This is a genomic window from Nonomuraea sp. NPDC050663 (assembly GCF_044456985.1).
Classification (GTDB): domain Bacteria; phylum Actinomycetota; class Actinomycetes; order Streptosporangiales; family Streptosporangiaceae; genus Nonomuraea.
Genome location: NZ_JBITGL010000001.1, coordinates 689,648 through 712,675, shown reverse-complemented (window position 1 = coordinate 712,675; position 23,028 = coordinate 689,648). Strand labels below are relative to the sequence as shown.

At 71.0% G+C, this 23,028-nt stretch carries 19 protein-coding genes; 3 read left to right on the top strand and 16 right to left on the bottom strand.

Going from position 1 to position 23,028, the window contains the following annotated elements; translation table 11 throughout:
- Positions 1-125 precede the first annotated feature (125 nt).
- Positions 126-368, top strand: coding sequence for an HGxxPAAW family protein (locus ACIBH1_RS03485; RefSeq protein ID WP_397311954.1), 243 nt, complete (start codon positions 126-128; stop codon positions 366-368).
- Between the two features lie 87 nt (positions 369-455).
- A complete protein-coding gene (locus ACIBH1_RS03480) occupies positions 456-1,781 on the top strand; it encodes a winged helix-turn-helix domain-containing protein (protein WP_397311953.1) in 1,326 nt (441 codons plus the stop codon).
- Here ACIBH1_RS03480 and ACIBH1_RS03475 read toward each other — a convergent pair.
- The 11 genes from ACIBH1_RS03475 to ACIBH1_RS03425 are packed head-to-tail and all read right to left on the bottom strand — an operon-like array spanning position 1,775 to position 15,362.
- The gene (locus ACIBH1_RS03475; RefSeq protein ID WP_397311952.1) at positions 1,775-3,025 is read right to left on the bottom strand and encodes a carbohydrate-binding protein; all 1,251 of its coding nucleotides are present in this window, start codon (positions 3,023-3,025) and stop codon (positions 1,775-1,777) included. The genes ACIBH1_RS03480 and ACIBH1_RS03475 overlap by 7 nt on opposite strands.
- A gap of 15 nt (positions 3,026-3,040) precedes the next feature.
- Positions 3,041-3,643 carry a GNAT family N-acetyltransferase gene (locus ACIBH1_RS03470; RefSeq protein WP_397311951.1) on the bottom strand — a complete coding sequence of 201 codons (603 nt, stop codon included), beginning with the start codon at positions 3,641-3,643 and terminating at the stop codon, positions 3,041-3,043.
- A 9-nt stretch (positions 3,644-3,652) separates the two neighbouring features.
- Positions 3,653-7,519, bottom strand: a complete 3,867-nt coding sequence (locus ACIBH1_RS03465; RefSeq protein ID WP_397311950.1) for an alginate lyase family protein — start codon at positions 7,517-7,519, stop codon at positions 3,653-3,655.
- Entirely contained in the window at positions 7,516-8,553 is a 1,038-nt protein-coding gene (locus ACIBH1_RS03460) for a dihydrodipicolinate synthase family protein (RefSeq protein ID WP_397311949.1), read from the bottom strand. Before ACIBH1_RS03460 ends, ACIBH1_RS03465 begins: the two co-directional genes overlap by 4 nt.
- Positions 8,553-9,563 carry an NAD-dependent epimerase/dehydratase family protein gene (locus ACIBH1_RS03455; protein WP_397311948.1) on the bottom strand — a complete coding sequence of 337 codons (1,011 nt, stop codon included), beginning with the start codon at positions 9,561-9,563 and terminating at the stop codon, positions 8,553-8,555. The genes ACIBH1_RS03460 and ACIBH1_RS03455 overlap by 1 nt, the downstream gene beginning before the upstream one ends.
- On the bottom strand, positions 9,560-10,324 hold the full coding sequence (locus tag ACIBH1_RS03450) for a sugar phosphate isomerase/epimerase family protein (RefSeq protein ID WP_397311947.1): 765 nt from the start codon (positions 10,322-10,324) through the stop codon (positions 9,560-9,562). Before ACIBH1_RS03450 ends, ACIBH1_RS03455 begins: the two co-directional genes overlap by 4 nt.
- Entirely contained in the window at positions 10,321-11,292 is a 972-nt protein-coding gene (locus ACIBH1_RS03445) for a Gfo/Idh/MocA family protein (protein WP_397311946.1), read from the bottom strand. The genes ACIBH1_RS03450 and ACIBH1_RS03445 overlap by 4 nt, the downstream gene beginning before the upstream one ends.
- Before the next feature lie 17 nt (positions 11,293-11,309).
- Positions 11,310-12,122 carry a carbohydrate ABC transporter permease gene (locus ACIBH1_RS03440; RefSeq protein ID WP_397311945.1) on the bottom strand — a complete coding sequence of 271 codons (813 nt, stop codon included), beginning with the start codon at positions 12,120-12,122 and terminating at the stop codon, positions 11,310-11,312.
- Positions 12,115-12,987, bottom strand: coding sequence for a carbohydrate ABC transporter permease (locus ACIBH1_RS03435; RefSeq protein WP_397311944.1), 873 nt, complete (start codon positions 12,985-12,987; stop codon positions 12,115-12,117). The genes ACIBH1_RS03440 and ACIBH1_RS03435 overlap by 8 nt, the downstream gene beginning before the upstream one ends.
- Entirely contained in the window at positions 12,980-14,278 is a 1,299-nt protein-coding gene (locus ACIBH1_RS03430; protein ID WP_397311943.1) for an ABC transporter substrate-binding protein, read from the bottom strand. Before ACIBH1_RS03430 ends, ACIBH1_RS03435 begins: the two co-directional genes overlap by 8 nt.
- A gap of 19 nt (positions 14,279-14,297) precedes the next feature.
- Positions 14,298-15,362, bottom strand: coding sequence for a substrate-binding domain-containing protein (locus ACIBH1_RS03425; RefSeq protein WP_397311942.1), 1,065 nt, complete (start codon positions 15,360-15,362; stop codon positions 14,298-14,300).
- Between the two features lie 157 nt (positions 15,363-15,519).
- Here ACIBH1_RS03425 and ACIBH1_RS03420 point away from each other — a divergent pair, with 157 nt between their 5' ends.
- The gene (locus ACIBH1_RS03420; RefSeq protein ID WP_397311941.1) at positions 15,520-16,614 is read left to right on the top strand and encodes a mandelate racemase/muconate lactonizing enzyme family protein; all 1,095 of its coding nucleotides are present in this window, start codon (positions 15,520-15,522) and stop codon (positions 16,612-16,614) included.
- A 57-nt stretch (positions 16,615-16,671) separates the two neighbouring features.
- On the opposite strand, the gene ACIBH1_RS03415 is transcribed toward ACIBH1_RS03420, so the two are convergent.
- The 5 genes from ACIBH1_RS03415 to mtrB form a co-directional block, all read right to left on the bottom strand.
- Entirely contained in the window at positions 16,672-17,298 is a 627-nt protein-coding gene (locus ACIBH1_RS03415; RefSeq protein WP_246378950.1) for a LuxR C-terminal-related transcriptional regulator, read from the bottom strand.
- A 231-nt stretch (positions 17,299-17,529) separates the two neighbouring features.
- The gene (hpf, locus tag ACIBH1_RS03410; RefSeq protein WP_397311940.1) at positions 17,530-18,192 is read right to left on the bottom strand and encodes a ribosome hibernation-promoting factor, HPF/YfiA family; all 663 of its coding nucleotides are present in this window, start codon (positions 18,190-18,192) and stop codon (positions 17,530-17,532) included.
- Positions 18,193-18,818: 626 nt separating this feature from the next.
- The gene (locus tag ACIBH1_RS03405) at positions 18,819-19,598 is read right to left on the bottom strand and encodes a ComF family protein (protein ID WP_397311939.1); all 780 of its coding nucleotides are present in this window, start codon (positions 19,596-19,598) and stop codon (positions 18,819-18,821) included.
- 41 nt (positions 19,599-19,639) lie between these two features.
- The gene (locus ACIBH1_RS03400; protein ID WP_397311938.1) at positions 19,640-21,355 is read right to left on the bottom strand and encodes an LpqB family beta-propeller domain-containing protein; all 1,716 of its coding nucleotides are present in this window, start codon (positions 21,353-21,355) and stop codon (positions 19,640-19,642) included.
- Positions 21,348-22,964, bottom strand: coding sequence for an MtrAB system histidine kinase MtrB (gene mtrB / locus ACIBH1_RS03395; RefSeq protein ID WP_397311937.1), 1,617 nt, complete (start codon positions 22,962-22,964; stop codon positions 21,348-21,350). Before mtrB ends, ACIBH1_RS03400 begins: the two co-directional genes overlap by 8 nt.
- Positions 22,965-23,028 lie beyond the last annotated feature (64 nt).

Here is a 23,028-nt window from a genome sequence, read left to right as displayed (position 1 = left end):
CATACTTCCCCAGTGCCATCGTAGGCGGTTCAGCCACCAGACACAGCCACCGCGACGAGCGGTCCGCCGACCCGTTCTGCGAGAATGCCTTTCACAGCACTCGTAGGGGTAAAGGAGAAAAGGCCATGGCGGGCGAACAGAACCTCGGCAGCCACGGCGGCAGGGCGTCTTCGTGGCTCGCGGTCACCGTCATGTTCGCCGGAGTGGTCGTTGGCGGCTTCGGGTTGACCATGGCCAACTGGCTGGTCGTCTGGATCGGCGTCGGCATCATCGTCGTGGGCGGCATTCTGGCTCTGGTCTTCGACATCATGTCCGATGTCGTGATCGACGCGCCCCGGGCGGGCATGTCCGCGGACGACCATCGCTGAGCGATCGTTAACAACTGACGGAGCGGGCATCGCCGGTGACCACGGCGGTGCCCTTTCTGTCGGTGGCCCCCGCTACGCTTCGCGGACATGACGGAGTCGACGGTCGAGCTGACGGCTGACGAGGCGCGCCGCCTGGTCCTCAGCGCCCAGGGGTTCATCGGAGCCGATGCCCGGCGCGGCGGCGCCCACACCATGTTGCGCCGCCTCGGGGCGATCCAGCTCGACACCGTCTCCGTGCTGGCCCGCTCCCACGAGCTGGTCGCCTACTCCCGCTTGGGCGCGGTCGGCAGAGCGGCCGTCGAGCGCTCCTACTGGGACTCCCCTGCCCGCAGCTTCGAATACTGGTGCCACGCCGCCTGCATCCTGCCGATCGAGCACTGGCCCCTGTACGGCTTCCGCCGCCGCGCCTTCCGCGAGCGCGGGGCGCGCTGGCACAAGGTGCCCGACGGGGTCGAGAAGCTGCTCGACCAGGTGCGTGACAGCGGGCCCATCACCACCTCCGACGTGGGCGGCGCCAAGAACGGCGGGCCGTGGTGGGACTGGTCGGACTCCAAGATCGGGCTGGAGTGGCTGCTCGACATCGGCGAGCTGGTGTGCACCCGCCGGGTGGGCTGGCGCCGGGTCTACGACCTGGCCGAGCGGGTGGTTCCCGCCGAGGCGCTGGCGCAGGAGCTGACCGACGCCGAGTGCATCGTGCGGCTGGCGCGGATCGCCGGGCGTTCGCTGGGGGTGGCGACGCGGGGTGACCTGGTCGACTTCCTGCGCGTGCGGAACCAGTACGCTGCGCTGCTTGACGAGGCGCTGCTGAGCGGCGCGGCGGGCCTGGTGCCCGCGCACGTGACGGGCTGGCCGGAAGCCCGCCGCCCGGCGAAGAGCGTGGCGGCGAAGGGCGGCGCGGTGAAGGGCGTGGCTGCGAAGGGTGTGGCGGCGGAGGGCATGGCGGCGACGGGCGGGGCACTGAAGGGCGTGGCGGCGAAGGGCGTGGCGGCGGCGATGCCGAACGCGTGGGTGGATCCGGCGCTCCTGGAGTCCGAGGTGCGCGGACGGCACCGCTCCACGCTGGTGTCCCCCTTCGACTCCCTCATCTGGCACCGTGGCCGCACCTCACGCGTGTTCGGCTTCGACTACGTCCTGGAGCTCTACGTCCCCAAGGCCAAGCGGGTCCACGGCTACTTCACCATGCCCGTGCTCTCCGGCGGCCGCCTGATCGCCCGCGTCGACCCCGCCCGCGAGGGCACCACCTTCGTCGCCCGCCAGATCGGCCTCGAGCCGGGGATCAGCCCGGCTCGGGCCGTCGAGGGCGTCAGGGCCGCGTTGTGGGAGGCGGCCTCGTGGGTGGGGTGCGACTCGGTGCGGGTCGAGCGCGTCGACCCGCCTCAGCTGGCGGCGGAACTGGCGAGAGAGCCTCAGTAGATCTTGGTGAGCTTCCACCAGTTGAGGTTGAACCCGCCCGTCACCGCGTACACCCCGAACTGGTGGGTGCCGGCCGGCAGGTCGACCTCACGCGAGATCGTCCGGTAGCTCGCCCAGCTGCCCGTGTTCGGCACGCTGACGTTCCCGAGCGGTGTGGCGCCCGCCCCGATGTCGAGCGAGATCGTCGCCCCGTTGCCGGGCGACGACACCCGGTACTCCACCAGGTAGCGCCCGGCCGACGGGATGGTGACGCCGCCGAAGGCGATCCAGTCGGTGCTGTCGAACGAGCCGACGTTCTGCCCGCCCCCGGTGTCGGGTGTGGGCTCGGTGATGACGCCCTTCATGGCCGTGTAGCCCTCGGCCTGGAAGGTGCGGGTGTGGCAGCCGCCGGGCGCGAGCTCGCAGATGTCGGCCCTGCTGGTGGCGACCTTGAGGTCGTCGTACCAGATGTAGGAGTCGTTGGCGGGCGCGAAGGTGGTGGTGGCGCCGCCGAAGAAGGACGAGAAGTAGGCCCGGTCGATCAGGTCGCCGTTGCGCACGAAGCGCAGCCCGGTGACCTGGGCGGCGGAGACGCCGTTGTAGAAGATCTCGATCTCGCCGTCGGCGTTGGCGTTGCCGTTCGTGACGGTGTTGACCTTGAGCCGCTGGACGATGTTGAACCACTGCCCGCGCGGATAGAGGATGTCGGCACCGTCGCGCTTGAGCACGGCGTAGTCGCCGTATTGCCCGGCGTGACCCATGTGGTAGTAGTAGATCGCCGCCTGGCCGTTGTTGCGCCGCCAGATCATGCGCGAGCTGAACCCGTTGTAGCCGTCGCAGACCTGGCCGCCCGAGCATGACGCCCCGCCGGCCAGTCCGAGTCCGAGCTTGCCCGCGAACTCCGTGGTGCCCCAGCTGAAGTCGCTGCTGTAGCGCGCCCAGTACGACAGGTAGTACTCCCGGGCGGGGGTCAGGGCGAGCGGCGCCTGCGCGCCGGAGTCGGCGGGGCCGATCTTGCCCTTCGGGTAGAAGACGCGCAGTGATTTGCCGCCCGAGTGGCTGAAGTTGTAGCCGTCGATCCAGGTGCGGGTGCTCATGCCCTCTTCCCACGGCGCGTTCCAGCCGTCGGAGGCCCAGGCGGCCAGGGTGTAGGCGGTGCCCCTTTCCGGCCGTTCGAAGGTGTTGACGCGTGGCACGGCCAGGGCGGCCGTGCCGGGGATGAGGGTGAATAAGGAGACGAGTGCGGCGAGGACCTTTCCTCTCATGGGCTGGCTCCTGTCTCAGAGGTCGAGGACGAGCGTGCGTCCCCAGGGGTGACGCCGGGCTTCGGTGAAGCCCAGCGCGGCGTAGAAGGCCAGAGCCCTGCCGTTGGTCTCGGCGACGCCGAGGTGCAGGCCGGGCGCGTGCCGTTCGCGCAGTGACGTGGTGAGGGCGGACATGAGGCGGTGGCCCCAGCCCTGTCCCTGCAGCCGCGCCGCGAGCTTGATGTGCGCCTGGGCCGGGTGGCTGGTGAACCAGGGCTCGCGCACGTCCGGGTGGTCGTGGATCGCATCGACGTACCGGTGGTCGAGGGTGCCGTCGCCGGGGTCGGGGCGGCGAGGGTGGCGGGCGCGCAGCACCGGCCACCAGTGCTCGCGTGTCCAGTCGAGGAACGCGGGCGTGGAGGCGGTGCCGACGACGTAGCCGGCGACGCCGCGGGGGTCGGCGACGACGAAGCACAGGCCGGGCTCGGAGACCGCGTACGGCCCGGCGTAGAGGTGACCGGGCAGGTCGGGGTCGTGGAAGCGTGGTGCCTCCGCCCGGCCCGCCCCGTCGACCTCGTGGCACACCCGGTAGATCCCTGCCAGGTCGGAGGGGTGGTAGGGCCGCAGGTGCGCCGTCATGGGGTGCTCCTAGGAGATGGTGACGGCGACGGTGACCTTGTCGCCAGACCGGACGAATGACACTGATTCGCCATTCAGGGTGACATTACGGATTCCAGGGGCGTGGACGGACACCGAGTACCGCCCCGCCGTCCCTCTCGGCACGGTCAGCCGCAGGTCGGAGCCCGCGTAGGCGACGGAGGCCCGCTCGATCGGCTGCGAGACCGTGACCCATTCGACGCCGTCCACGGTCACCGACGAGCGCCGCATCAGGTCCACCCCGACCGGGGAGCCGCCCGAGGTGCGCCTCAGCAGCGCGTACCCGGAGTCGAAGAGCACGTCGTCGCGAAGCCCGCCGGCCAGGTCGACCTGGACGTGCCCGTCGGCGACGCGACGGGCGTCGTCCACGGCCGCCCGGTCGGCCCGCGACCGGGTCTCGATCAGCGTGGTGAAGCGGGTGCGCGCCTGTCCTTCCCGCCTGGCCAGCAGGAACGGGATCGGCTGCCCGGTGGTGGCCTCCCCCGGCCCGCTGGTGTGCAGGACCCCGGTCGAGACCGGCTCCAGCGACCGCAGCGACAGCACGGCCGTGTCGGAGGTCCACCGCGCCTGCCACCTGCCGTCGGCCGCCGTGCCCTCGGCGACGCGCTTGAGCCGGTGGTAGCCGAAGTCGGTGTCGGCCGGGTCGAGCACGCAGTCGCCGCACGGCGGCGGCGTCATCGCGGGCCCGCTCACCTCCAGCGTGCCCTGACCGTGCCACGACTGGTCGTAGCGGTGGGCGGTGCTGCCCGTGGCGTCGAACACGTCGAGGGTGTAGCGGTCGGTCATGAGGTCGGCGCGGCGGATCGCCACGTCGCCGTCCTTGGCCCCGGCGTCGACGACCCGCAGCCCGGGCGTGACGCCGAAGAACGTCAGCGACCCGCGCATGGCCCGGTCCTGGCTGCGGCCGTCGACGACGACCGTGTTGTGCGAGACAGTCTCGCGGTACCAGTTGTTGGTCAGGTCGGCGTTGTCGGAGCCGTAGACCATGCCCAGGTCGGTCGACTGCAGCCCGCCGCCGGTCACGTCGAGGTGCAGCTTGTCGGCATGGCCGTGGCTGCCGCCCGGGATGCCGTGGTCCAGCCGGAGCGCGTCGGCCTGGAAGGGGTCCACCGCCGAGCCGTACAGCAGGGCGACGTCATCGAAGAAGCCGGCGGCCCGGTCGGCCGCGAGGGTCACGCGTGCCGCGACGGCCTCGCGCGGCACGGCGGACTCGATGGCCAGGGCCTTCCAGCTGCCGGCGAAGGACCTGGTGACGGGGGTGGTGACCGAGCCGTCCTTGGTCACGAACGAGAGCTGGACGGTGCCGAGCCCCTGGGCGCGCGCTCGCAGCGCCACGGTCCCGACCAGGCCGCCGGTCACGGGGATATCGCTGCTCCAGCGTCCCCTGGCGGCCATCGCCGCCGAGTCGCCGCGGTGGGCGAGCGGGGAGATCGCGGTGTGGCCGCCGCGGGTCCAGCCCGCGCCGCCGTCCTCGAACCCGCCGTCGCGGGCCAGGTCGGCGGGCCACAGGTCCACCCGCTCGAAGGCGCCGTCGACCGCGAGCCGTACGGCACGCGTGCGCGTGGGCACGTCGAGGGTGACGTCGGCCCCGCCGTCGGCCGAGCCGACCGGCTTGCCCCGGGCGTCGAGGAAGGTCAGCTTGACCGTGCCGGTTCCCAGCGTCGTCAGCCGCAGGTGGGCCAGCCTGGTGCCGTCGACAGGGAAGACCTGGGTGGCCCGTCCCTTGACGGCGTGGCCGTCCCACGTGCCCTCCAGCTTCCAGAAGGCGGGCCGCTGCGCGGAGTCGAGCGCGGCCTCCTCGAGGTCTCCGTTGGGGACGAGGTTGGCCGGTTCCCCGCCGCGCAGCACCGTCTCGCCGAGTCCGCGGAAGGTGGTGCTGCGCTGCCTGGTTCCGGGGCCCTTGGGGATCTCGTCGGCGCCGAAGCGCAGCGCCCAGCGGTCGATCCGCGGCGTGCCGAGGTTGTGGTAGGCCAGGCCGAGCCCGGCGGCGAAGTCGGGGTCGCCGTAGGCGGCGTAGGCCCACTCGGCGAACATCGTGAAGTTCGGCCCGAACCTGCGTCCCCACGTGCCGCCGTCGCCCGCGGCGGGAACGGTCTGGTCGGGGTGGAGGTAGGGCAGGAGCGTGGTGTACATCGACTTGAAGCGCGGGTCGTTGCGGTAGTCGCGCTCGCGCGCCGAGATGGCGACCTGCGTGAGCGCCTGGAGCGCGTACACGTGGTAGCTGGCCGATCCCTCCCACCACCAGCCGTCGCTCACGATCGCCTTGTCGAGCAGGAACTCGGTGTCGGCCAGGGCCGCCGAGCGCAGCGTCTCGTCGTCGATCGCCGCGCCCGCCCCGTGCACCGCCGCCGCCGTCCAGGCCTGGAAGTTGGAGGTCGCCATGGGGCTGGAGATCAGCAGTTCGGCCAGCGGGCGCAGCAGGTTGCCCTCGACGTCGACCCGCTCGGCCTCGGTGAGGGTGTCGCGCACCAGGTCGTAGGCGTCGATCAGGCCGATGGCCGCGACCGCCTCGTCGAGCGACTGGTAGTGGATGCGCCCGTAGAGGGAGTTGAGCGGCACCGCCAGGAACCGGTCGGCGTAGTAGCGCAGGATGTCGCGGGCCTTGGCGGCGTACTCGGCCTTGCCGGTCATGCGGTAGGCGAGTGCGAGGTCGGAGGCGGCCTGGGCGGCGTTGTTGTGCCAGATCTCCACCCACGCGCTGTTGTACGGCTCGCCGCCGTAGGTCTTGCCGTCCAGCGGGCAGCGGTGCGCGGCCGGGCTGGAGTAGTCGAAGGTCAGCATGGTGTTGGTGCCGGGGCACTTGAAGTTGCCGCTCCAGCCGCCGTGGAAGACGGTCTGGTCCAGCGGCCTGGCCAGCCAGGCGTCGGCCTCGGCCCTGACGGTGGCGTCGAACGCCTTGGCCGCCCACGGCTGCCCGGCGATCCGCTCGCGCAGGGCGTCGAGCTCGGCGGGCGTCGCGTAGACGCGCGGCTCGCCGCCCTTCGCGGTGGCCTGCTCGACGGTGAGCGTGGCCCGCTGGGCGAGGGAGGCGTCGCCGCCGGGTGTCGCCGTCAGGACGGTGGAGGCCGGGGTTTTCACGGTGACCAGGGCGGACTCTCCTGGCTTGAGCTCGCCGGTCACCGCAGGGGTGACCGTGCCCTGGTCCACGGCGAGCCGCAGCGAGTCGGCCACGGCGCGCCGGTTGGTGACCGTGACGAGGAAGGTCGCCTCGCTCCCCTGGGCGGCCCGCTTCGTGGCGGCTTCCGGGTAGAGCCAGGCCGAGCCGGGTGTCACCCGCACGTCGTCGACCCACATGGTGCCGGTGGAGGTCTGGACGGTGTTGATGATCTGGACCCTGGTGGTCAGCGGCGGCACCTTGAAGGTGCCCTCCAGCGTGGTCCAGTCGCGGGTGCCGGTGAGGATGCCGCCGAGCAGGCCGGAGCCGGTGTAGACGGTCGTTCCCGCGCCGTTGACGTAGCTGAAGTTGAGCGAGACGCGGGCCGCGCCGGGGAAGTCGGTGTAGTCGGCCATGGTGATCGCGTCGAGCTTGACCTGGGCCGAGATGCGCACGATCGGGGTGGTGGCCTGGTTGAGGGGGACGGTGACGAAGCCGCCGATCTTCTTGGTCGGTGAGCCGTCGATCCGCATCGAGCGGCTCCCCTCGGCGGCCACGGTGGTGTCGATGGCGTAGGTGGAGCTCTGCCACGGGGTGCACCAGGCGGGCGCCGGGCAGGCCTCGGTGGAGGGGGTGGTGGTCTCGAAGCCGGGGTTGGCCACGAGGTTGACCCCGGCGGTGGCGGTCGCGGCGGACGCCGGGGTCGCGTGCACGGGAGCGGCGGCCACCAGCAGCGCGGCCAGGACGGCGATCGGGCGCCTCATGCCGCCGCCAGCCACGCGTCGCGGTGGCGGGCGACGAACTCGTCGTCCACGAGCTGCGGGTAGGCGGCGATGACGCGGTCGAGCTCGGCGGCCTGGCCGGGCGAGAGCCCTTCCGCCGGGTCCAGGAGCCTGACCTCGGCCAGCAGGCCCTGGCGGCGCAGGATCTCGTGCACGCCCGCGATGCAGCCCGCGAAGCCGTTGGCCACGTCGAAGACGGCGCCGTTGGCGTCGGTGAGCTGGGCGGCCAGGGTGAGCAGCGAGTTGTCGACGCGTCCTGTCCGCACCGCCTCGTGGGCCAGCCTCAGCAGTTCCACCGCGCGGCGAGTCCACACGGCCGTCTGGCCGAGCAGCCCGCCGACGATGCGCTTGGTGACGTCGCCCACGGAGTACTCCGTGAGCAGGTCGACCAGGATGTTGTCGTCGTTGCCCGTGTAGAGGGCGATCTCGTCGGCCCGTCCCGACTCGCACACCGCGCGGACCACGTCGAGGGTGCGGTAGCGGTCGAACGGGGCGATCTTCACCGCGCGCAGGGCGGGCAGCTGGGCGACCTCGCGCCAGAAGTCCACGCCGAGCACCCGGCCGCCGACGGCCGGCTGCAGGTAGAAGCCGCACAGCGGCAGCACCTCTCCGACCTCGGCCAGGTGGGCGACCAGCTCGCGGTCGGACAGGCGGTCCAGTCCGCGCAGGATGACCATGGCCAGGTCGTAGCCGAGAGAGGCGGCCAGCTCCGCCTCGCGCACGGCCTGTGCCGTACCGCCCGCCACGCCCGCGACCAGCACGGGGGCGCGACCGGCCGCCTCGTCGGCGGCCAGGGCGAGCACGGGTTCCAGCAGCCCCGCGTCGCGGATGCCGAACTGGGTGGTGTGCACGCCGACGGCGAGCCCGCCCGCTCCGGCGTCGAGGTAGTAGCGGGTCAGCGCCCGCTGGCGGCGCTCGTCGAGCGTGCCGCCGGGGGTGATGACGAGGGGGTGTGCGGGGATGATGACGCCTTCGAGCAGGGTGCGTTCCGCGGGGGGTGCCAGGATGGCCGGCATCAGTAGCGTCCTTCTCGTTCCTGGAAGTGGGTGTCCTTGCCGTGGACGGCCGCCCCTGACCGCACCCAGTCGGCGGTCAGGTCGAGCAGCCGGTGCAGCGGGACGGTGGGATGGCCGAAGAGCGCGGCGCAGCGTGCGGCGTTGGACAGCAGCGCCGTGGGTTCCTCGGTGCCGGTGAAGCGGGCCTCGGTGCCGAGCCGGGCGGCGAGCTGCCGGGCCAGCCAGCGCACCGAGGCGGTCTCCGGTCCTGCCACGTTGAGCACGTACGGCGGGGCCGCGCAGTGCTCGAACAGCCGGAGGGTCGTGGTGTTCACGTCGCCCTGCCAGACGACGTTGACGTTGCCGGTGGCCAGGTCGACGGGGTCTCCCCGGTGCACGGCGGTGGCCAGCTCCAGCAGCACCCCGTAGCGCGCTTCGACCGCGTAGTTGAGACGGACGATCGCGGCGGGGGTGCCGTTGGCCCTGGAGAAGTGCTCGATGATCCGTTCGCGGCCCAGGCAGGAGGCGGCGTACTCGCCGACAGGGCCGGGCGGGGTGTCCTCGTCGGCGCCGCCGCTGGTGACCGGGACCAGCGGGTAGACGTTGCCGGTGGAGAAGGCCACGACGCGGCTGTGCGGGAAGCGCTCCATGACCCGGCCTGGCAGGTAGGCGTTGAGCGCCCAGGTGCCGTGCTCGTCCCCCGAGGTGCCGAACTTGCGGCCGGCGAGGTAGACGATGCGGGAGGCGTCGGGCAGGCGATGCAGGCCGGTCATCAGGTCGGCGCGCTCGACGAGCACTCCTGCCCGCTTCAGGTAGAGGTCGGTGTCGTCCGGCAGCCCGCGGGCGACGCCGATGACCCGGGCCCGGCTGCCCGCCAGGTCGAGCGCCCTCCTGGCCATCACCGCGAGCTCGGGGCCGATCTTGCCGCCCACGCCGAGGAGCATGATGTCGCCCTCTCCACGTGCCAGGCTCTCGACGACCTCGGGCGAGGGGGTGGACAGGGAGTCGCGCAGCTCGGCGACGGCGTTCATCGCACGCGCTCCCTCATCAGCGCGCGGAAGGCCGGGAGCGCCTCGTCGAGCGCCGGCGCCTGCGGGTACCAGGCGGCCTCCCACTCCAGGCTGACCCAGCCGTCGTAGCCGATCCGCTCCAGCTCGGCCATGAACCCCTCCAGCGGCACCGCGCCCGTTCCGGGCACCACGGGCGCCAGTTCGCCGGTGGAGGCCACGTCCTTGACCTGCGCGTGCCGTAACCAGGGGCGCAGCAGGTCGGCGGTCTCGGCGAGCGGCTCCCCCGCCCGCCACGGGTTGACCACGTCCCACAACGCCCCCACCGACGGCGAGGCGACCCGGTCGAGCACGCCGGCGACCGCCCGCCCGGTGAGGAAGGCGTCGTGCGTCTCCAGCAGCACCGTGACCCCGGCCTCCTCGGCCGCGGGGACGCAGGCGGCGAGCCGTGCCGCCGCCCTGTCGGCCACGCCGGGATCGCCCGGCTCGCCGCCGAAGACCCGGACGAAGGAGGCGCCCACCTGGTCGGCCAGCTCGATGTGGCGGGCCAGCGACTCCTCCACGCCGTCGTCGGGGATGCCCGCCTGGACGTAGGTCGCCAGGCACACGACCCGCACGCCCGCTTCGGCCAGCCGGGAGCCGACGCGCCTGGCCGTGCGGTCGGAGGCGTCCGGGGGCAGCAGCTCCCCTGTCGCGCAGCGCAGCTCGACGCCCGCCAAGCCGTACGCGATGACCTGCTCGACCGGGGCGCCCGGGCAGCCGAGCGTGCTGAAGGCGGCCCTCATGACCCCGCCTCGTAGATCGCCAGCACGGTGGAGACCACCTGCCTGCCGTACTCTCCGCTGACGGCCGGAGGCGTGCCGGTCCTGCACGACTCGACGAAGGCGGCGAGCTGCGCCGCGAACGCGTCGGCGGTCTCCTCGTCGGGGTCGGCGAGCCGGGCCTCCGTCCCGCCGTCCCTGCTGACCCACAGGCCCTCGGTGGCCGACCAGCGCAGCGAGCCGTCCTCGCAGAGCACGAGCGTTTCGTCCATGTACGGCACGGCGGCCGTGGTGAAGGTGAAGCCCGCCTTGACCCCGCTCGACAGCTCGGCCACGCCGATGGCGTCGGTCTCGATCTCCAGCCCGCCCCGGTGCCACACGTGGGCGTGGACGGTCTCGATCTCGCCGCCGCCCAGCCATTGGATGCGGTCCAGGCCGTGGGTGCCGACGTTCATCACGATCCCGCCCCCGGCCAGCGCCGGGTCGAAGAACCAGGCGGGGCGCGAGTCGCGGCTGTAGCGCGCGGAGCGCCGGTGGGTGATGGCCCTGACGGGGCCGAGCTCGCCGGAGGAGACGACCTTCTCGGCCATCCTGGCGGTCTCGCTGAAGCGCATGACGTGGCCCACGGCGAGCGTCACGCCGGCCGTACGGCAGGCCTCGATCATGGCCGTGCAGTCCTCGACCGAGGTCCCCATGGGCTTTTCGACCAGCACGTGCACGCCCGCCGCCGCCACGTCCAGGGTCTGCTGGGCGTGCAGCGTGTGCGGCGAGGTCACGATGACGCCGTCCAGCCGCTCCGCCGCGAGCATCTCGCGATGCCCCGGGTAGGCGGCCGCCCCCGCGTCGGCGGCCATGGCTTCGGCCGCGTCGGTCCGGATGTCGCAGACCGCCGCCACCTCGACCTGGGGCAGCGTGCGGGCCGCCTTGACGTGGAGGGCGGCGACGATGCCGGAACCGATGATCCCGAGCCGGAAAGGCTCGTTGGTGTGCACTGAAAGATCTCCTTAAATCAGCCTTTGAGGCCGGCGGCCATCGCCCCGCGCACGAAATAGCGCTGGGCGATGAGGAAGAGCACGAGAATCGGCAGCAGCGACATCAAGGCCGCCGCCGTGACGAGCTGGTCGTTGCCGACGAACTGGCCGCGCAGGCCCATCACCCCGATCGGCAGGGTGAGCTTGTCGGGCGAGGTGAGGTAGACGGTCGGCTCCAGGACCGCACCCCACGAGCTCATGAAGGTGAACACGGTCAGCGTGGCCAGGGCCGGCTTGACCAGCGGCAGGTGGATCCGCGTGAACACGCGCCACGGACCCGCGCCGTCGATGGTCGCGGCCTCCTCGAACTCCTTGGGCACGGCCAGGAAGCTCTGCCGCATCAGGAAGATCCCGAACGGCGTGGCCAGCCAGAACGGCACGATCAGCGGCAGGAACGTGTCGAGCCAGCCGAACTCGCGGAACAGGATGAACGACGGGATGATCGTGACGACGGTCGGCAACATCATGGTCGCCAGCGCGGCGGTCAGGAGCGCGCCGCGGGCGGGCAGCTTCATCCTGGCCAGCGCGTGGCCGACCATCGCGCTGCTCAGCACGTTGCCGAAGGCGGCCAGCGAGGCGATCAGCAGGCTGTTGAGCGCGTAGATCCCGAACGGCGCCCGCTCCCAGACCTGCGTCCAGTTCGACCACTCGAACGGGTCGGGAAGCAAGCCCGGCGGCACGGCGATGTAGTCGGCGTAGGTCTTGAGCGAGTTGAACAACGAGGCGAGGAACGGCAGCAGCATGACCGCGGCCCCCGCGACGAGCACCAGGTAGGCCAGGCGCTTAGGCATAGTGCACCCACCGCCTCTGCAACCACATCTGGACGAGCGTGAAGAGCAGGATGATCGCGAACAGCACCCAGGCGATCGCCGCCGCGTAGCCGAGCTGGAAGAACTGGAAGCCCTGCCGGTACATGTAGAGCACGGTCAGCTCGCTGGCCCCGCTCGGTCCGCCGTCGGTCATGACGTAGACCTGCTCGAAGGCCTGCAGCGTGGTGATCGTGGACAGCACCAGCACCAGGAAGGTCGTGCCGGAGACGCCCGGCACGGTGATGTGGCGGAAGCGGTGCCAGGCGTTGCCGCCGTCGACCATGGCCGCCTCGTAACGTTCCTGCGGGATCGCCTGGAGGGCGGCCAGGAAGAGCACCATCATGTAGCCGACGCCCTTCCACACGGCCACCGCGGCCAGGGTTGGGATGACCAGCGCCGGGCTGTTCAGCCAGGCCTGTGGGTCGATCCCGAACCAGCCGAGCACGGTGTTGGCCGAGCCCGTGCGCGGGTTGAAGACCGAGTCGGCGACGTAGGCGATGACCACCCACGAGGAGACCACCGGGACGAAGTACGCACCGCGCAGCAGCGGGATGAAGCGGATCTTCTGGTTCAGCGCCACGGCCAGCACGAGCGCCAGCACCGTCTGGGCGGGCACGTACAGCAGGGCGAACACCCCGGTGTTGCCCAGGCTGGACCAGAAGGCCTCGTCACCCAGCAGCCGCGTGTAGTTGGCCAGCCCGACCCACTTCGGGTCGGACACCGTGTCGTAGTCGGTGAAGCTGAGGTAGGCCAGCGCGAGCACCGGCCAGGCCGTCAGCAGGATCAGATGGGCGAGGTACGGCGAGGCGAACAGGGTGGCCCACAACCGGTCCCTGAGGCTAGCCACCGGGGGTGAACCGGTCGATCGCCGCCTGGGCGTCGGCCTGGGCGGTCTTGAGCGCGGCGTCCACCGGCACCTCCTTCGACAGGGCCGAGGTGATCGGCTTGGCCAGCGCGCCGGTGTATTCGCTCCACACCGGGTTCAGCCCGAGGTCGTCGGCGACGGCCAGCGCGTCGAGGAAGACCTGGCGGCCCGCGGGAGGCTTGCCCGGCTCCAGGAAGGCGGGCGAGGCGGCGACCTTCTTGTTGATCGGCATGGCCTCGCCGATCTGGGTCCAGGCGGTCTGCGGGCCCTCGCCGCTGAAGAACTCGATCCACTTCCAGGCGGCCTTGGCCTGCGGGTCGGCGGAGGCGCTGTTGATCACCCAGGAGTTGATGTTGGCGATCTCTCCCCGCTTGCCGCCGGGCCCCTTGGGCATCGGCGCCACGCCGAAGTCGACGTCGCCCTGGGCGGCGGTCTGGATGCGGGCGTAGATGCCCAGCTGCATGGCCACGACGCCGCTGGGGAAGAGCGTCTGGGAGCCGCCGAGCGCGTCGGTCGTCACCACGTCGGGCGAGACCTTCTCCTCGTGCATGGCCTTGAGCATCCAGTTCAGGCCGTCGCGGGCCGGCTGGCTGTCGACGACGACCTTGCCGCCGTCGTCGAGGATGTCGCCGCCGAACGCCTTGACCAGCGGCCACCAGCTCTCGGTGAAGCTCTTGGAGTAGCTGCGGAAGCCGTACACGTCGGGCTTGCCGTCGCCGTTGGTGTCCTTGGTCAGCTTCTTCGCCGCGGACATCAGGTCGTCGTAGGTCCACTCGCCGGTCGGCTCGGTCAGGCCCGCCTGCTTGAACATCGTCTTGTTGTAGAAGAGCACGGCCGTCTGGGCGCCCTGCGGGAAGCCGAAGAGCCTGCCCTGGGGGTCGGACTTCCTGATCAGGTCGATGCCGTAGTAGTCGTCGGCGTTGAGGCTCTTGGCCAGGTCGTTCAGGTCGCGCAGGCTCTTGCGGCCGGCGTACTCCTGGACGAGCGCGCCGTCCGACAGCCAGACGTCGGGGGCCTTGCGGCCGGCCAGCTGGGTGCGGAGCCGGGTGTAGAACTCGTCGTAGGCCGCCGACTCGATCTTGACGTCGACGGTGGGGTTGGCCTTCATGAAGTCGGCCACCAGCTTGCGCATCGTGCCGTCGGCGGGGCCTCCCGCCTCGGCGTAGTAGCCGAGGGTGATGGTGGTCCTGCCGTCGCTCTCGGCGGCCGGGCCGGTGCCGCAGGCGGCCATGGCCAGGAGGGCGACCAGGGCGGCGGGGGTCCTTGCTCGCATGGGGGGTGATCCTTTCCGTTCAGTGCTGGGAGGCGACCGTCGCGCCGCAGGAGGCGCGGACGATCAGGCGGGGCTGCAGCTCGATCCGGTGCGGGGGCACGGTGGGCCCGGCGGTCAGGCGCCGCAGCAGCAGTTCGGCCGCCAGCGCCCCGAGCTCGCCCTTCGGCGGCGCCACCGCGGTGAGCGGCGGGTCGCCCAGTTCGGCCACCTCGTCGTCGTAGGTGACCAGGGCCAGGTCGTCGGGCACGCGCATGCCGAGCCTGCGCGCGCTGGCCAGCAGGGTCGCGGCGTCCCGGTCGCCGTGGCAGAACACGGCGGTGACCTGGTTGTCGCGGCAGGTGCGGGCGAACTCGAAGATGCCGTCGGGGGCCCACTCCTCGTGGGCGACGATCGCCTCGGGGATCCGGGTGGTGCCCAGGCCGCGCACGGCCCGCTCGTAGCCGTCCGTGATGATCTTCCCGGTGCCGGTCCTGACCCTGCCCAGGTGGCCGATCCGGGTGTGCCCGAGCCGCACCAGGTGCCGCATCGCGGCGTAGACGCCGCCCGCGTGGTTGGTGACCACGTAGGAGGTCGGGTCGTCGGGATCCGGGCTCGGCGGGCGGCGCTCGGCCAGGACGTACGGCACGGGCAGCTCGCGCAGGGAGTCGACGTGGGCCTGCGCGTCGTCCATGACGTGCAGGTTCGGCACCAGGATCAGCCCCTGGGCACCGCTGTCGAGCAGCCTGGCGACGCGCTCGCCCTCCAGGTCTGGGCGATACTCCGAGCTGGCCAGGATGACGCCCGCGCCCGCCGCCGCCAGCACCCGCTCGATGCCCTCGATCACTCGCGGGTAGTAGTACGAGGTCGAGGGCACCAGGACCCCGACGAGATGCCCGCTGCCCGCGCCGCGAGCGGGGATGGCCGTCACGTAGGTGCCCGAACCCTGGCGGCGGTCCACGACACCCTCCGCCACCAGGATGCCCACCGCGCGCCGGACCGTGTTGAGCCCCACGGCGTAGGTCTCGGCCAGGTGCGGTTCGGTGGGCAGGCGCATGCCGACCGGCCAGCGGCCGGAGGCGATCTCCTCGCGGAGGCGTTCGGCCACCAGGGCAGATTTCATTCCCTTGGGGAATGAATTTCTGTCATCAGCGCTCGTCATGGCCGGAATCATGCTTTATGAATTAGGCGGCGTCAATAGGGGTTTTTCATGCTTCACTGGAAAGATGAACGCTATTGAAAAGGCAGGAATTCATTCCTTATTGGTGGAGAAGATCGACTGTTACGTCGTGGATCTGCCTGCCGTACGGGACTTCTCGATCGCCGGCGGGGTGGTCACGCGCGGCGGCGGCACGCACCCCAGGGTGCTCGTCCGCGTCCGCGCGGGCGGCCTCAGCGGCTGGGGCGCCGCCACCCCCGCGCCCACGTGGACCTACGAGACCACCGAGAGCATCACCTCGACGATCACCCGCTACCTGGCGCCGGCGCTGATCGGCCATCCCGTGTGGGACCTCGACGGGGCGGTGCGCCTGTTCGACCAGGTGATCAGGGCGGGCCTGACGATGGGCATGCCGCTGGCCAGGTCGGCGCTCGACCTGGCCCTGCACGACCTGCTCGGACGCGCGCTCGGGTTGTCGGTCGGCCACTTGTGGGGCCAGCGGCGGGTCGGCGAGATCCCCCTGTGCTGGATCGCCTCCGACGACGTCGCCGAAGGGCTGGAGGCCGGCTACCGCGCCTTCAAGGTCAAGGTCGGGCTCGGCTCGCTGGAGGCCGACGTGCGGCGCGTCGAAGCGGTGCGCGCGGCCGCGCCGGACGCCACCCTCTGGGTCGACGCCAACCAGGCCTACACCTTCGGCAACGCGCTACGGCTCGCGCGAGCCCTCGAACCGCTGGGCGTCGCCGTGCTGGAACAGCCCCTGCGCGCCAACGACCCGATCGGCCACGCCGAGCTGCGCCGCCGCAGCCCCATCCCCGTCGCCCTGGACGAAAGCCTCGTGCACCCCACCGACCTGGCGAGCTTCGCCCGGCTCGGCGCGCTGGACATCGCCGTCGCCAAGGTGCAGCGCAGCGGCGGGCTCCACCTGTCGCGGCGGCTGTGCACGCTGGCCGAGGACTTCGGGCTCTCGCTCATCGGCTCCGGGCTCACCGACTGCGACCTCGGGCTGGCCGCCTCGCTCCACCTCTTCGCGGCCTTCGGCATGACCTTCCCCGCCGACCTCAACGGCCGCCAGTTCGTGGTCTCCCGGCACGTGCTCGGACCCGGCGTGGACGTCTCGGGCGGCGTGGCCCGCGTGCCCACCGGACCGGGGCTGGGGGTGGAGATCGACGAGGACTACGTGCGCGGGCACCTGGTGACATGAGACCGCCCCGGGGAGCCCGATCCTCCGACCCGGGCTCCACCGGCGGCCTCCGTGTCGTCAGGTGATCTCGAGCATCCGCTCCCGCACGGCATAGACCACAGCCTCCATGCGGGAGTGCAGCTGCAGCTTGTCGAGGATGTTGCGCACGTGGTTCTTCACGGTGTTCTCGGAGATGAACAGCTGCTTGGCGATCTCGCGGTTGTTCATGCCCTTGGCCACCAGCCTCAGCACTTCCATCTCCCGCTCGGTGAGCCGGGGGACGGGCAGCTGGGGCGGGCGTTCGGCCTCCTTGCGGCTCATGCTCGCGAACTCGTTGATGAGCTTGGCGGCCATGGCCGGATTGATGAGCGACTGCCCCTCGTGCACGCCGCGCACGGCGTCGGGGACCTCGTCGAGCTGGACGTCCTTGAGGAGGTAGCCGGTCGCTCCGGCCTTGATGGCCTCGAAGAGATCTTCCTCCTCGTCGCTGACGGTCAGCATGATGATGCGCGTGCTCGGGACGGAGGACTTGATGCCCCTCGTCGCCTCGATGCCGCTCCTGCGCGGCATGCGGACGTCCATCAGGACCACGTCGGGCAGGAGCCGGTCGGCCATCTCGACCGCCTCGAGCCCGTCGCTCGCCTCCCCGACCACCTCGATGTCGTGCTCGGTGGTCAGGGTCATGGCGAGCCCGTGCCGGATCATCTGGTGGTCATCCACGATGAGCACGCGGATGGGATCGCGATTCGTTTCCGTCACGCGACCGCCTCCGAAGGTCGCGCCTGCTGAGCCGCAGGGCAGACAGGGCGATGGGGGCCATGCTGCCCGCTGCGCTTGCTCACGTCTCCTCCTCGTGGGGGGCCAGAGCCGTTGAACCGCCATAATGGCACGGGTTTCGCGGTCCTTGGGTGGTCGAGAAGATCTGCTGACCGGCGATCAGGGCTCGACGAGCCGCAACACACCGTAGTTGTAGCCGCGCCGCCGGTAGACGACGCTCGGCTGGCCGCTCTCCTTGTCTCGGAACAGATAGAAGTCGTGGCCTACAAGCTCCATCTCCAGCAGAGCCTGGTCGATCGTCACCGGCTCGGCGTTGTGGAACTTCTCGCGGACGATGAGCGGCCCGTCGCCGTCCATCTCGATGGGTACGAGGTCGTCGTATTGCTTGGGATCCGGGAGGGTGTCATCCTCGTCCTCCTCGGCGACGGCCTGCTCCGGCACGACCTTCGCGGGCTGCGGAGGCAGCTCGGCGAGGGCGGCGGTCAGCTCTCCCACAGAGGGGGTGGCGTGGTTGCCGTGGTGGACCTTGCGGCGGTCGGCCAGCCTGCGCAGGCGGCCTTCCAGCTTGTCGAGGGCGAGATCGAGTGCTGCGAAGCGATCGTCGGCCGACGCCTCCGCCCTGATGGCGGGACCACGGGAGTGGATCGTCAGCTCTACCCGCTCGCGCTGGTCGATGATGCGTGGGTTGCGTTCCTTGGATACCTCCACGTCGACTCGGATCAGCTTGTTGTTCAGCCGCTCGATCCTGGCCAGCTTGGTCGTCACGTGGTCTCGGAACCGATCACTCACTCCGGTGTGCCGGCCCTTGACGATGATGTCCATGCAACAACCCCCTACCTCTAGCGAGTGCGATAGAGCGCCCGGCTTCCTGATGGCCGTGCGAGGCTCGTCCGTCTCTCCTTCACCGTTACCCTCTTCCGGCTCACCATCACCAGGTAAATCGACGGCACCCGTCCGGCCGACCTGGTCTTCGACCCCACATTCGCCTGCTGAGGATTTCGCAGCTCTGTGCCACTACCGACCTTCTCTCCTGGTCGGGGGACATCTGGACCCCCGGGGAGGCAGGACTTACCCCTAAGCCGCACCGTGATCAGTCGACAAAGAGTCGCCTTACGTGGACCGTTTTGCCTGCGGCTGGCATCGGCTAGCGGAGCTGGGACTTCTCCCAGCTCTGCGCAACCACGGACCCGAACGGGTGCCATGTCAGAACGCTATCTGTAACGGCGGGGAATGTCAGCCGGAGGACGGACCAAAGGATCACTTTGCGTGATTTTCCCAAGGATGTCGCACTTCACCGGGGGCACTGTTTGAGCGTGCTGCATCCCTTATGTGTGCGCCACTCACATCCGGTGAGCTGGGTGGCAGAGGCAGGCGGGATACACAGGTGTGACCCGCCGGTGAGGGCGAAGAGTTTGATCTTCTTTTACCCAGAGTGACCGTGAGAAAAATCATGATCTTCGGCGTGTCGCGGCAAGCGTCACCGCCAGCCGTACGTCCGCCCCAGCCGCGCGCAACGCCCTGGCCGCCTCGGCCAGGCTCGCGCCCGTCGTCACCACGTCGTCGACGAGCACCACCGCGCCCGCGACGGGACGGGTGGCGCGCAACGAGCCCGCCAGGTTGGCCGCGCGGCTCCCGGCCGCCAGACCCGCCTGGTCGGCGACCCGGCGGGTCTGGGTGAGCGCCTGCCTGGCCCCCACCTGCCAGCCACGCGCCCGCAGGGCCAGGGCCGCGTGTACGGCAAGCGCCGCGACGGGGTCGTGCCCCCGCCCCCGCACGGCCCGCCGAGCGCTCGGAACGGGCACCAGGGTCAGGGACGGCGGCGGGACGGCGACAAGCAGGCGAGGATGCGACGCCGAGGCCCCGGGCACCCGGGAGCCGGTCGGCGAGACTCCGAACTTCCGGCGGCCAGGCGGCGAGGGCTCGGCTCCGGGTTTCCCGGGGTCGGGCGGCAGGGCGCTGGGAAGGGCGTGGGTCAGGACGTAGGCCAGGGCCTGGCCGAGGGGCTGGGTGAGGGCGCTGCGGCCGCGTTCCTTGCAGGCCAGGACCGCCTGCCGTAGCGGCCCCTCGTAGGCGCCGGCCGACCAGCACTCGGGCAGCCCCTCGGGCGCCGGGTCAGGAACCCTCCTGGCGGGCTCAGGAGCCAGGCACAGGCCGCACAACGCCTCCCCCGGCACACGACACCCCAGGCAGCGCTGCGGGGTCAGGAAATCCACCAGAGCCGCGAGCATGCCCGTCACTGTGCCAGGCGCCGCCGACAGATTTCGCCGGGTCAGGCGGGGAAGGCCGGGTAGATCGAGAGCGGCTCCTGGCCGTCCGCGAGGTTGTCGAGCTTCTGGTTGCTCACGTTGAGCGTCAGGACGGAGCTCTTGCTTCCCACAAGCAGGCGCGGCCCCTGGACGGCGATGGACTCCGCGTTCTTGACCTGGATCTCCGGCTTGGGACTGCCGCCGATCAGGCTGACGCGGTAGATGACCGCGTCGGTCAGCAGGAACAGGCTCTCCCCGCCGACCTCCCAGGCGATGTCGCGGAACTCCTCGGGGTCCTTCTCCTTGGCCTCGTCGAGCTTCTGGAGGTTGCCCACTTCCGTCGGGCTGACCGCGCCCACCTGGAGCGACTGCCGTCCGACGACGTCCCTGACGATGAGCGCGACGCGCACGCCGTCGCGGGCGAAGGCGAACTTGTGGACGGTCGAGCCCTTGAGCAGCGGCGCCGGGATCTCCTGCCGCTGCTGCGAGACGGGGTCGAAGCGCAGGAACATCGAACGCGAGTTGTCGTAGGTCCACAGCGTGCCGTCGCTGCGCCACACGGGAGCCCGCAGGTCGGCCTGCGGGATGACCGGGCGCCAGGTGCCGTTCTCCTGCATCCAGACGCCGTCGGAGGCGAGCACGGCGAAGTGCTGGCGGTCGGGCGAGATCGCGAGGTTGGAGGCGGCGGCTCCCTGCGGGGCGGGCTCGCCGATCGCCTGGAAGTCCTTGCCCGGCTCCGTCTCCTGGTAGACCTGGCCGGCGCTGAGGTAGTAGGCGGGCCAGTTCGACGACTGCGGCGCGTTGTACTCCGCGGCCCTGACCACGAGCGACGCGCTGCCGAAGAAGGGTTCGCCGTTGTGGAGCACCTCGATGTCGAGGCCGCGCGCGAACTCCTTGAGGGTGAAGCCGAGCTGGTCGCTGAGCTCGCTGGTGCGCAGGGTGCCGGGGCTGAAGCCGCCGACGAGGTTGACGGCCACCCGGTCGCCGCGCAGTTCCACGTAGCCGACCCTGGCGCCCACGGGCAAGGAGCTGTTGACGGCCTTGCCGAGCGCGTCGCTGGGGCCCTTGAGCAGGCGGCTGACGTAGCTCTCCGCGAGGTTCTGGTCGACCTTGCGCCGCACCTTCACCAGGTCGCCGACCATGCGGCTGCCGTCGGGCGAGACGTAGAAGAGCCGGGCGTTCTTGTAGGAGCGCTCGACGTCGGCGGCGGTCAGCAACATCCTGGGGTGGTCGAAGCCGGAGACGCGGTACCCGTCCTGGCCGACCCTCTTGAGGGTGATGCGGTGGCTGACGGGCAGCGGGTCGGTCAGCTGGACCGAGCGCCCGTCGGGCTTGATCTCGGCGATCTGGTTGCCGGTGAGCGTGACGGTGGTCTCGGCGTCGTTCGGCTTGGCCTCGGGGTCGGGCACCGCCTTGACCCAGTCGAGCACCGCGATCGAGCCGTCGGGCTTCCACTCCTTGCGGGCCTCCGCCGTGAGGTACTTCCACAACGTCTTGTCGATGCCCTCGTCGTCGAAGACGGCCATGGCGGCCTGCATGCCCTCGACGACCTGCTTGGAGTCCCACGTGGGCTGCGGCGAGGAAGGGATGAGCTGGTGGAACGGCTCGCCGAGGGTGTCGCCGTGGTCGGACAACACGGGCGCGGTCGGGGCGCTGCTCAGGGAGATGACCGAGCAGCCGGAGGCCCCGGTGGAGGCCACACAGGCCGCCACCACGAGCGTGGCCAGTCGCTTACTCACCATGGAACTCCCCCGTGGCCGGTGCGAGGACCGGCGTGATGTGCCCGCGCCAGGCGCGCCGGATCTGGATCTCCGGCGGCTCCAGGGACAGCGGCGAACCCTTCAGCTCGACGCTGGCGTCGCGTGGCAGCGTGAGACGGAACTGCGATCCCTCGCCCGGCTGCCCCCACGCCTGCAGCCAGCCCCCGTGCAGCGCGGCGTCCTCGCGGGAGATGGCCAGGCCCAGCCCGGTGCCGCCGATGGTGCGCGCCCGCGAGGGGTCGGCGCGCCAGAAGCGGTCGAAGACCATCTGCTCCTCGCCCGTCTTGAGCCCGACCCCGTGATCGCGTACGGCCACGGCCACGGCGTCGCGGTCCTGGCCGACGGTGACGACGATGTCCTTGCCCTCGCCGTGCTCGATGGCGTTGAAGAGCAGGTTGCGCAGGATACGCTCGACCCTGCGGCTGTCGATCTCCGTCATGCACGGCTCGTTGGGCAGGCGCAGGTCGAAGCGGGTGACGTGGCGCTCGGCCAGCGACTCGGAGTCGGCCACCGCGCGCAGCACCACGTCGCGCAGGTCGGTGGGCTCCAGGTCGAGGGTGGCGGCGCCCGCGTCGTAGCGGCTGATCTCCAGGAGGTCGGCCAGCATCGACTCGAAACGTTCCAGCTGCGCCTGCATCAGCTCGGCCGAGCGCGCGACCATCGGGTCGAAGTCTTCGCGGGCGTCGTGGATGAGGTCGGCGGCCATGCGCACGGTGGTCAGAGGGGTGCGCAGCTCGTGGGAGACGTCGGAGACGAACTGCCGCTGCACCTGCGACAGCTCCTCCAGCTGGTGGATCTTGAGCGCCAGGTTGGCGGCCATCTCGTTGAACGAGGTCGCCAGGCGGGCCAGGTCGTCCTCGCCGCGGACCTTCAGCCGTTCGTCGAGCTTGCCCGCGGCCAGCCGTTCGGCGGCCTGGCGCGCGAGCCGTACCGGGGTGACGACCTGGCGGGTGACCAGGGAGGCGATGGCGGCCAGGAGCAGCACCAGGCCGGCGCCGACCAGGACGAGGACCTGGCGCACGTTGGCCAGGGTGGCCTCCTCCTCCATGAGCGGGAAGAAGTGGTAGACCTGGTAGTCGTGGTCGATCACCACGCCGGTGACGAGCGCGACCTGCGGCTTGCTCGACGCCCTGAAGGAGATCAGCCCGGTGAACTCCCGCCGGTAGGCGTCGCCGTACCTTCCCTTGTCGCGCAGGTCTTCCAGGTCGTGGATGAGCTGCTGCGGGATGGCGTCCTCGGGGATGCCTCCGGAGGCCCGGCCGCCGCCGGGGAGGTTCTCGGCGCGGATGTAGACCTCGTAGCGGCGGTCGCTTCCGGCGGGGGGCTTGAGGTTGTCGAAGGCGCGGTCGAGGTCGGGCGAGACGAGGTCTCCCGCCTTGGGCGTCTCGTCGGCGCCGGAGCCGGACGAGATCGCGTCCCTGATCATCACGGTGTCGCTGATCGCGTCGGCGATCGCGGAGGCCTTGCGCTGGTTGATGACCGAGGTGCTGATCGACTGGAACAGGAAGACGCCCAGCACGGCGACCATGGTCATCGAGATCACCAGCGTGCTGGTGACCACCTGCAGTTGGAGGGAACGCCGCCACATGCGGCGCACCCGTCCCGCGGCACGCCGTGCCCGCCTGCGGACACCTCCAAGTATTTGGCGAAAT